Annotated in this window: 10 protein-coding genes; all 10 read left to right on the plus strand. The window is 64.4% G+C overall.

Annotated elements, in window-relative coordinates:
* The first annotated feature begins 380 nt into the window (after nt 1–380).
* Entirely contained in the window at nt 381–1,007 is a 627-nt protein-coding gene (locus ABR948_RS24190) for a glutathione S-transferase family protein (RefSeq protein WP_428122935.1), read from the plus strand.
* Between the two features lie 151 nt (nt 1,008–1,158).
* Nucleotides 1,159–2,418, plus strand: a complete 1,260-nt coding sequence (locus ABR948_RS24195) for a L,D-transpeptidase family protein (protein WP_428122936.1) — start codon at nt 1,159–1,161, stop codon at nt 2,416–2,418.
* A 209-nt stretch (nt 2,419–2,627) separates the two neighbouring features.
* Nucleotides 2,628–3,947, plus strand: coding sequence for a serine hydroxymethyltransferase (glyA, locus tag ABR948_RS24200; RefSeq protein WP_428122937.1), 1,320 nt, complete (start codon nt 2,628–2,630; stop codon nt 3,945–3,947).
* Between the two features lie 27 nt (nt 3,948–3,974).
* Nucleotides 3,975–4,457: a transcriptional regulator NrdR gene (nrdR, locus tag ABR948_RS24205; RefSeq protein WP_213741056.1), complete on the plus strand. Its 483-nt coding sequence runs from the start codon at nt 3,975–3,977 to the stop codon at nt 4,455–4,457.
* Complete coding sequence (gene ribD / locus ABR948_RS24210) at nt 4,454–5,608, plus strand: bifunctional diaminohydroxyphosphoribosylaminopyrimidine deaminase/5-amino-6-(5-phosphoribosylamino)uracil reductase RibD (protein WP_428122938.1); 1,155 nt, start codon at nt 4,454–4,456, stop codon at nt 5,606–5,608. Before nrdR ends, ribD begins: the two co-directional genes overlap by 4 nt.
* Nucleotides 5,609–6,217: a riboflavin synthase gene (locus ABR948_RS24215; protein WP_428122939.1), complete on the plus strand. Its 609-nt coding sequence runs from the start codon at nt 5,609–5,611 to the stop codon at nt 6,215–6,217.
* A 112-nt stretch (nt 6,218–6,329) separates the two neighbouring features.
* A complete protein-coding gene (ribH, locus tag ABR948_RS24220; protein ID WP_428122944.1) occupies nt 6,330–6,821 on the plus strand; it encodes a 6,7-dimethyl-8-ribityllumazine synthase in 492 nt (163 codons plus the stop codon).
* Between the two features lie 2 nt (nt 6,822–6,823).
* On the plus strand, nt 6,824–7,339 hold the full coding sequence (nusB, locus tag ABR948_RS24225) for a transcription antitermination factor NusB (RefSeq protein WP_428122941.1): 516 nt from the start codon (nt 6,824–6,826) through the stop codon (nt 7,337–7,339).
* Between the two features lie 139 nt (nt 7,340–7,478).
* Nucleotides 7,479–8,498 (plus strand): thiamine-phosphate kinase, encoded by a 1,020-nt coding sequence (gene thiL, locus ABR948_RS24230; protein ID WP_428122942.1) that lies wholly within the window; start codon nt 7,479–7,481, stop codon nt 8,496–8,498.
* Between the two features lie 235 nt (nt 8,499–8,733).
* The coding region (locus ABR948_RS24235; protein ID WP_428122943.1) for a proton/sodium-translocating pyrophosphatase at nt 8,734–9,952 on the plus strand (1,219 nt) is incomplete at its 3' end.

Here is a 9,952-nt window from a genome sequence, read left to right on the forward strand (position 1 = left end):
TACCCCTGTGCTTTTTTGTTGCACAGGGGGCTGCGGGTGCGTCGAGCACCCGGCATTCCCCACGCCCTTTGTTGGGCGTTTAGGATTTTCTTGCACCAACTCGGGCGCATCGCGCCGCGAGGTCGTGAAGGTGTGTCTGAGTGCGCGGCACCCTCAGCCGTCATCGCCCGCGAAAGCGGGCGATCCAGTATTCCGAGGCGCCAGTTGGGAATCGAACGGCCGCGGCGTACTGGATACCCCGCGTGCGCGGGGTATGACGACCTAAATTAGAGCAGCGCACGTGTCCTGCGATGCGACGACATTGCGCAAAACCAACCGGTCGCGCCGACGCGCTTCCGATGCTAGCCTGCGCCTCCAACAAGCATCCCCGAGGAAACCCCATGCTCACGCTTCATCATCTCAATGACTCCCGTTCGCAACGGATCCTGTGGCTGCTGGAAGAGCTCGGCACGCCCTATGAGATGAAGAAATACCAGCGCGATGCCACCACAAGGCTGGCACCGCCGGAGCTGATGGCGGTGCATCCGCTCGGCAAATCGCCTGTGATCACCGACGGCAACGTCAGGATCGCGGAATCCGGCGCCATCGTCGATTACCTGATCCGCCGCTACGGCAAAGGAGAACTGATGCCGGCCCCTGACAGCGCCGAGTTCGAGCCCTATCACGAGTGGCTGCATTATTCGGAAGGTTCCGGGATGCTGCCGCTGATGCTGAACCTCTATGTCAGCAGGCTGAAGGAGGCCGGCGCGCCGCTGCAGCCGCGGATCGACAGCGAGATCGCCAACCATCTCGGTTATGTCGAGGGCGCGCTGAAGGGGCGCGAGTTCTTCATCGGGACGTCGCTGACCGGCGCCGACATCCAGATGAGCTTTGTGGCCGAGATGGCGAAGATCTTTAAAAAGCTCGAGCCCTATCCGAATCTGGGCGCTTGGCTCACGCGCATGCATGCGCGCCCGGCGTTCCAGCGCTCGATCGAGAAGGGCGGCGCCTACCGCTTTGCACAATAGCCTTCACGTGTTTGGGAAGCGAAATTTAGCGGGTTATCTGCGGCATAAGGCTTTGCTATGGATAGTCATTCCGGGATGCGCCACTTGGCGCAGACCCGGAATCTCGAGATTCCGGGTTCGCTGCGCGCCCCGGAATGACAGGTGATTGTTGATGACTCGTTTTCTCACCCGCCGATCTTTCCTGGCCCATGCCGGCGCCGGTTTCGCCGCCAGCGCGCTGGTGCGCGCCGCGCAGGCGGCTGAGGATCAGACGCCCGACCAGATGCTGAACGACCTGATCAAGGAAAATCAGGACAGCGGCCTCGGCAGCGGCTTCGACAACGCCTCGCGCAACGTCAGGCTGCCGAAGAAATCGCTGCCGACGCTGTCGCCCTCGACCGCGGAAACCACGCAGACCTCGATCGCACAATACGAGACCATCGTCGCCAAGGGCGGCTGGCCCGAAGTGCCGGGAGCCGAGGGATTGCGGGTCGGCGTCAAGAGTCCGGCGATGCCGGCGCTGCGCTCGCGGCTGTCGATCGCGGGCGATCTCGAGCTCAATTCCGGCGATCCGCAGGTGTTCGATTCCTATGTCGACGCCGCGGTGCGCCGCTTCCAGGTGCGGCATGGACTGCACCCCGACGGCATCGTGCACGACGCCACGCTGCGCGCGCTCAATGTTCCGGCCGAGAGGCGGCTGATGCAGCTTCGCACCAATGCGGTGCGGTTGAAGAGCCTTACCGGCAATCTCGGCAACCGCATCGTGGTCGCCAACATTCCGGCCGCCCAGATCGAGGCGATCGAGAACGGCGTCGCGGTGACGCGTCACACCGCGGTGGCCGGCAAGCCGGACCGGCCGTCGCCGGACGTCCGCAGCAAGATCACTCAGATCAACTTCAACCCGTTCTGGACCGTGCCGGTGTCGATCATCCGCAAGGACCTGATTCCGAAGATGCAGGCCGAGCCGGACTATCTCACCAGGAACCACATCCGCATCTTCGATCCCAAGAACAACGAGCTGCCGCCTTCGCAGATCGACTGGTACTCGGCCGAAGCGGTGAATTACAAGTTCAAGCAGGATGCCGGCGATTTCAATTCGCTGGGCTCGATGAAAATCAATTTCCCGTCGCCAGACGGCGTCTACATGCACGACACGCCCTCGAAGGGGCTGTTCGGCGAGGATTTTCGCTTTGCCTCCTCGGGCTGCATGCGGGTGCAGAACGTCCGCGAGCTGGTCTACTGGATATTGGCTGAAAGTCCGGGCTGGTCGAAGGCCGAAATCGACGACGTCATCAAGTCGGGCGAGCGCAAGGACGCCAAGGTGGCCAAGCCGTTGCCGCTGTACTGGGTCTATGTCACGGCCTGGGCGACCCCCGATGGCGTGGTCCAGTTCCGCGACGATATCTACAACCGCGACGGGGTCGGGGGTTGAATACTTTCGCCGTCGTCCCGGCTCGGGGGCCGGGACAACAAAGTTGGTTTTCCGTCATCCCCACCATATCTTGCATAAATATCAGGCGCGTACCGCAAGCGCTTGGCCATTCCCGGGCAATGTGGTATCCCGCAAGCACTCTTTCGACCGCCACATAAGACCGACCGCAATGCCCGTAACAGGTTGCGGCGGTGGAGATATTTCAGCCAATGACCCCTCCGAGCTCTTCGCCCAGCAGCGCCCAAACCGCCTCCGCGCCCGACTCGTTCTTCACCGCCACGCTCACCGAGGCCGATCCGGAGATCGCGGCCGCGATCCGCGGCGAACTCGGCCGGCAGCGCCACGAGATCGAGCTGATCGCGTCGGAAAACATCGTCAGCCGCGCGGTGTTGGAAGCGCAGGGCTCGGTGATGACCAACAAATACGCCGAGGGTTATCCGGGCAACCGCTATTATGGCGGCTGCGAATGGGTCGACGTCGCCGAGACGCTGGCGATCGAGCGCGCCAAGAAACTGTTCGGCGCCGGGTTCGCCAACGTGCAGCCGAACTCGGGCAGCCAGATGAACCAGGCGGTGTTCCTGGCGCTGCTGCAGCCCGGCGATACCTTCATGGGCCTCGACCTCGCCGCCGGCGGCCATCTCACCCACGGTTCGCCGGTCAACATGTCCGGCAAATGGTTCAAGGCCTCGCATTACACGGTGCGGCGCGAGGACCAGATCATCGACATGGACGCGGTGGCGAAGCAGGCCGAACAAATGCGGCCGAAGCTGATCATCGCCGGCGGATCGGCCTATTCGCGGCCGTGGGATTTCAAGCGCTTTCGCGAGATCGCCGACAGCGTCGGCGCCTATCTCCTGGTCGACATGGCGCATTTCGCGGGTCTGGTGGCCGGCGGCGTCCATGCTTCGCCGGTGCCGCATGCCCATGTCACCACCACCACCACGCACAAGTCGCTGCGCGGTCCGCGCGGCGGGTTGATTTTGACCAATGACGAGGCGCTGGCCAAGAAATTGAACTCGGCGATCTTCCCGGGCCTGCAGGGCGGCCCGCTGATGCATGTGATCGCGGCCAAGGCGGTCGCCTTCGCCGAAGCGCTGCGTCCGGATTTCAAGATCTACGCCAGGAACGTGGTCGAGAACGCCAAGGCGCTGGCGGAAAGCCTGCGCGCGCACGGCTTCGACATCGTCTCCGGCGGCACCGACAACCATCTGATGCTGGTCGATCTCCGCCCCAAGGGCCTCAAGGGCAACGTCTCGGAAAAGGCGCTGGTGCGTGCGGCGATCACCTGCAACAAGAACGGCATTCCCTTCGATCCGGAAAAGCCGTTCGTGACCTCAGGTCTTCGTCTGGGCACACCGGCGGCGACCACGCGCGGCTTCGGGGTGGCCGAATTCCAGCAGGTCGGCGGCCTGATCGCCGAAGTGCTGAATGCGGTGGCGCAGTCGCAGGACGGCAGCGCGCCGCTGGTGGAAGCCGCCATCAAGGAACGGGTCAAAGCGCTCACCGACCGTTTCCCGATCTACCAGTAAGGCTCTCTATCAGTAAGGTTTTGCCGGATGCGATGCCCAAGCTGCAACAGTCTCGATACGCAGGTGAAGGACTCGCGTCCGACCGAGGATTCCGCCGTGATCCGGCGGCGGCGGGTCTGCATCGCCTGCAATTTCCGTTTCACCACCTTCGAGCGGGTGCAGCTGCGCGAACTCACGGTCATCAAGCGCAATGGCCGGCGGGTGCCGTTCGACCGCGATAAGCTGGTGCGCTCGCTGCAGATCTCGCTGCGCAAGCGGCCGGTCGATCCCGAGCGGGTCGAGAAAATGGTCTCGGCGATCGTACGTGAGCTCGAAAGCGGCGGCGAAGCCGAGATTTCATCGGAAGCTATCGGCGAGATCGTGATGGAGCATCTGCGCCAGCTCGACGACGTCGCCTATGTGCGTTTCGCCTCGGTCTATCGCAATTTCCGCGAGGCAAAAGATTTCGAAGCGGTGCTCGGCGAGCTCTCCGGCGACGACGACGCGCGGCTCGCTCTGTTACGCAAATGATCTTCCGCATTCTGGAAGAGCAGTTCGCGCAAAAATCGAAGGACTCGAAAGCCGCCGACCAGCGCTTCATGCAACTCGCATTGGCACTCGGGCGGCGCGGGCAGGGCCGCACTTGGCCCAATCCGGCGGTCGGCGCCGTGGTGGTCAAGGACGGGGTCATTGTCGGACGCGGCTGGACCCAGCCCGGGGGCCGCCCCCATGCCGAACCGGTGGCGTTGTCGCGCGCCGGCGAGGCCGCGCGCGGCGCCACGCTCTATGTCACGCTGGAGCCGTGCTCGCATGTCGGCAAATCGCCACCCTGCGCCGATGCCATCATCGCCGCCGGCATTGCGCGCGTGGTGTCGGCGATCGAGGATCCCAATCCGGAGGTGGCCGGGCAGGGCCACGCGAAGCTCCGCGCCGCCGGTATAACAGTCGATATCGGGCTTGGCGCGCTGGAAGCCGCCCACGATCACGCCGGGCATTTCCGGCGCATCCGCGACAGGCGTCCGCATGTGATCCTCAAGCTGGCGGTCTCGGCGGATGACAAGATCGGCGCGGCCGGCCGCCAGCCGATCGCGATATCGGGCGAAGCCGCCAAAACTCGCGTGCATCTGCTGCGCGCGCAATGCGACGCTATCCTGGTCGGGATCGGCACCGTGCTGGCGGATGATCCGCTGTTGACCTGCCGCCTGCCAGGCATGGAGGCGCGCTCGCCGGTGCGGGTGGTGCTGGATCGTGCGCTGCGGATATCAGGCACCAGCCGGCTGGTGCATTCGGCGCGGGCGACGCCGCTGTGGGTGATGACGTCGAACCTGTCGGAAGCGCCGGCGGCCATGAAGCTCGGCGCCGCGGGCGCGCAGGTGATCCGCGTTCCCACCACCTCGGCGCCGCCGCCGGGACTTGATCTCGCGGGCGTGCTGCATGCGTTGGCGCAGAAGGGCATCACGCGGCTGCTGGTCGAGGGCGGGGCGCGCGTCGCCTCGTCTTTTGTCGCCGCTGATCTGGTCGACGAAGTCTGGCTGCTGCGCGGGCCCGATGCGGTCGGAGCCGACGGCGTCGCCGCGCTGGATGCATTGCCGCTGTCGGCGATCACCGGGTCGTCCAAATTCACGCCACGTGCTAGCGAGAAGCTGCAAAACGACACTCTGACCGTCTACGAGCGTACCTGAATGTTTACCGGCATAGTCACCGACATCGGCGAGATCACGGCGTTGACCCCGACGGCGCAGGGCCAGCTGCACCGGTTGCGTATCGCCTGCCGCTATGACCGCGCCACCATCGCGGACGGCGCCTCGATCGCCTGCAACGGCGTTTGCCTGACCGTCGTGGCCTCCGGCGTGGCGCAGGACAGGACCTGGTTCGACGTCGATGCCGCCGCCGAGACGCTCGCGATGACCACCGCGAAGCATTGGGTGACCGGAACCCGGCTCAATCTCGAACGCGCGCTGAAGATCGGCGATGAACTCGGCGGCCATATTGTCGCCGGCCATGCCGACGGGATCGCCACCATTGTCGGGCGTCACGATCTGCCCGACATGGCGCGGTTCGAACTGCGGACTACGCGCGAACTGGCGCGCTTCATCGCCACCAAAGGCTCGGTGACGCTGGATGGCGTATCGCTGACCGTGAACAGCGTCGATGACGTGATGTTTTCGGTGCTGATCATTCCGCATACACTCTCGGTCACGACGCTTGGCGGCTGGCGCTCGGGCGGCGAGGTCAATCTCGAGGTCGACCTGATGGCGCGCTACGCCGCGCGGCTCTCGGAAATGAAGTAGAAGCTGCGAAATGAGGTTAAAGCGGCGAAATGATATCGAAGCAGTACTTGGCATTGGCTGCCGCTGCGCCTAAAACGCAGCCCAACTCTCCAGATATTTCGATCGGGACATGATGGCAGACGCACGGCGCGCTCAGTTGAAGGATCAGACCGACATTTCCGGCGCACGCGCGCTGATCGTCGAGGCGCGCTTCTATGACGATATCCAGGATGCATTGCTGGAGGGCGCCGTCGCCGAGTTGAAGGCGGCCGGCGTCACCCATGATGTGATCACGGTGCCCGGCGCGCTGGAAATTCCCGCCGCCATCGCGATCGCGCTCGATGCCGCCGAGGCCAACGGCAAACCCTATGACGCGGCGATCGCGCTCGGCTGCGTGGTGCGGGGCGACACCATCCATTTCGAAATCGTATCGATGGAATCCTCGCGCGCGCTGATGGACCTTGCAGTGGCGAGAAAGTTTCCGCTCGGCAACGGCATCGTTACCGTCAACACCGACGCGCAGGCGTGGGCGCGGGCGCGCGCCAGCGAACTCAACAAGGGCGGCGACGCCGCACGCGCGGCTCTCGCCATGCTGCGGATCAAACGCCGGCTGGCGCGGACCTGATCATGGCAGACCACAAGAAGCCCCACGAAAAGAAGCCCGCCAAAGCTCCGGACAAGAAAGCCAACCGGCGCGGCGCGGCGCGGCTTGCGGCGGTGCAGGCGCTCTACCAGATGGACATTGGCGGCGCGGGGATCAACGATATCTTTGCCGAGTTCGAGAGCCATTGGCTCGGAGGCGAGGTCGAAGGCGACAAATACCTGCCGGCGGAAGCCGCCTTCTTCCGCGACGTCGTCTCCGGCGTGGTGCGCGATCAGGCCACGCTCGATCCCCTGATCGACGATGCGCTGTCGAAGGGCTGGCCGCTGAAGCGGATCGACGCCATCCTGCGCGCGGTGCTGCGCGCCGGCGCCTACGAACTGGAGCATCGCAAGGATGTGCCCGGCCGCGTCGTCGTTTCCGAATATGTCGATGTGGCGCATGCCTTTGTCGAACCGGACGAGACCGGCATGGTGAACGCTGTGCTCGATCAGATCGCCCGCCAGTTTCGCGCCGACGAGTTCGTGCGGGCAGGTGGCTGAAATGCCGGCCTGTGGCCGCAAGTGTTGTTTGTCATCATCCGCGAAGGCGGAACACCGTGACCTTCATGCGTGACCACCGACGCCTCGGAATACTGGATCGCCCGGTCAAGCCGGGCGATGACGGCGGTGTGGTGGCGTTATGACGGATCGCCGAGACAATCCCTCCGATGAGGACTCGCCATCCGGTGAGGACTCGCTGATTGCGCGGTACTTCCGCCCGCTCGCGACCGATCCCGGCGCGTTCGATCTCGGCGACGATGCGGCGGTCCTGCAGGCGCTCGGTGACGACATCGTGGTGACGACGGATGCCATCGTTGAGGGCGTGCATTTTCTCGCCATCGATCCGCCCGATAGCATCGCGCGCAAGGCGCTGCGGGTGAATCTCAGCGATCTCGCGGCGAAGGGCGCGACGCCGGCGGGATTTGTGCTGACGCTGGCGCTGCGTTCGGCTGACCATGCTTGGCTGGCGTCATTCGCGCGCGGGCTGGCTGAGGATATCGATCTGTTCGGCTGCCCGCTGCTGGGTGGCGACACCGTCTCCACGCCGGGTCCGCTGATGATTTCGATCACCGCGTTCGGACGAGTTCCAGGAGGCAAGATGGTCCGCCGCAACGGCGCCAAACCGGGCGATCGGGTCGTGGTGACCGGAACGATCGGCGACGCGGTGCTTGGCCTCGACAGTCTCAAAGGAGGCGCGGTGGCCACCGCGCTGGCCGGCGATGCCGCGGCGAACCAGATGCTGGTCGGGCGTTATCGTGTGCCGCAGCCGCGCAGTGCGCTGGCCAAAGCCGTCCGCGATCACGCGCATGCGGCGATGGATGTGTCCGACGGTCTGGCGGGGGATCTGGCCAAGCTGTGCGCGGCGTCAGGTGTTTCCGCCGCCATCGATGCGCAGAGCATCCCGTTCTCCGCAGCCGCCGCGGCATTGCTTGCGCGTGGCACCGTCGGCGTCGAGGCGCTGGTTTCAGGCGGCGACGACTACGAGATTCTATGCGCGATCCCGGAGGCCTGCTTTGAGATTTTCGCACGCGACGCTGACCTCGCCGGGGTGGCGGTGACCTCGATCGGAACTGTCATCGCGGGGGCGTCGCCCCCAAGGTTTTTGGACGGGCAGGGCAGGGAGATAGCGCTGGCGCGCCGGTCCTATAGTCATTTCTAGGATTCTCCGGGATTCTCGGGGGATTCTCGCGAAAAGCATCGGTTTTGGTACAAATACCCGGCTGAAATCGACCGTTTACGCCCTTCGCAGCGTTGCGCCGGGGATATGATTTTGGCATGGTCCCGCCCGATTTGAGGCCGCCCTTTTGGGCAGGGCAGGCCTTCTTTTTATGCGCCCGCCGCTCCCGCGGCGACCGGCGTGGGGTGGGAAACCAAGATAGACTGAGGCAAATTCAATGACAGCATTATGGGTGATTGTGCTCTGCGGAGCGCTTTCCATCGTTTACGCCATCTGGGCGACCTTGTCGGTTTTGAAAGCGGATGCCGGTAATCCGCGGATGCAGGAAATAGCGGCCGCCGTGCGCGAAGGCGCGCAGGCCTATCTCAAGCGCCAATACATGACGATCGGCCTTGTCGGGGTCGTGGTGTTCGCGCTGCTGGCCTACTTCCTCGGCATGCTGGTCGCGGCCGGCTTCCTGATCGGCGCGGTGCTGTCGGGCGCTGCGGGCTTCATCGGCATGAACGTTTCAGTTCGCGCCAATGTGCGCACCGCGCAGGCCGCGACCACATCGCTGGCCGGCGGACTTGAACTCGCCTTCAAGGCCGGCGCCATCACCGGCATGCTGGTTGCCGGCCTGGCGCTGCTCGGCGTCACCCTTTATTTCGGCTTCCTGACCTATTCGCTGCATCTGGCCTCGAACAGCCGCACCGTGGTCGATGCGCTGGTGGCGCTCGGCTTCGGTGCTTCCCTGATTTCGATCTTCGCCCGTCTCGGCGGCGGCATCTTCACCAAGGGCGCCGACGTCGGCGGCGACCTCGTCGGCAAGGTCGAGGCCGGCATTCCCGAGGACGATCCGCGCAATCCCGCCACCATCGCCGACAACGTCGGCGACAATGTCGGCGATTGCGCCGGCATGGCCGCCGATCTGTTCGAGACCTATGCCGTGACCATCGTCGCGACCATGCTGCTGTGCGCGATCTTCTTCGACGGCGCCTTGCGCGATACCATCATGGTGCTGCCGCTGCTGATCGGCGGCGTGTGCATCTTCGCGTCTGTGATCGGCACCTTTTTCGTCCGGCTCGGCCGGAGCAAGAACATCATGGGGGCGCTCTATAAGGGCCTGGTCGCGGCCGGCGTGTTGTCGGCCGGGGCGATCTGGATTTCGATCTCCAAGCTGGTGGGCATGGACACCATGATGATCATGACCAACGGCACCATCACCACCGGTTCTCGCTTGTTCTATTGCGCGCTGGTGGGATTGGCCGTCACCGGTCTCTTGGTCTGGATCACCGAGTACTACACCTCCACATTCTACCGCCCGGTTCAGAGCATCGCCAAAAGCTCGACCACCGGTCACGGCACCAACGTCATCCAAGGCCTGGCGATTTCGATGGAATCAACCGCGCTGCCGGTGATCGTGATCTGCGCCGGCATTCTCGTCTCCTATCTCCTGA

This window comes from Bradyrhizobium sp. (genome assembly GCF_050014615.1).
In the GTDB taxonomy this organism is placed as follows: Bacteria; Pseudomonadota; Alphaproteobacteria; order Rhizobiales; family Xanthobacteraceae; genus Bradyrhizobium.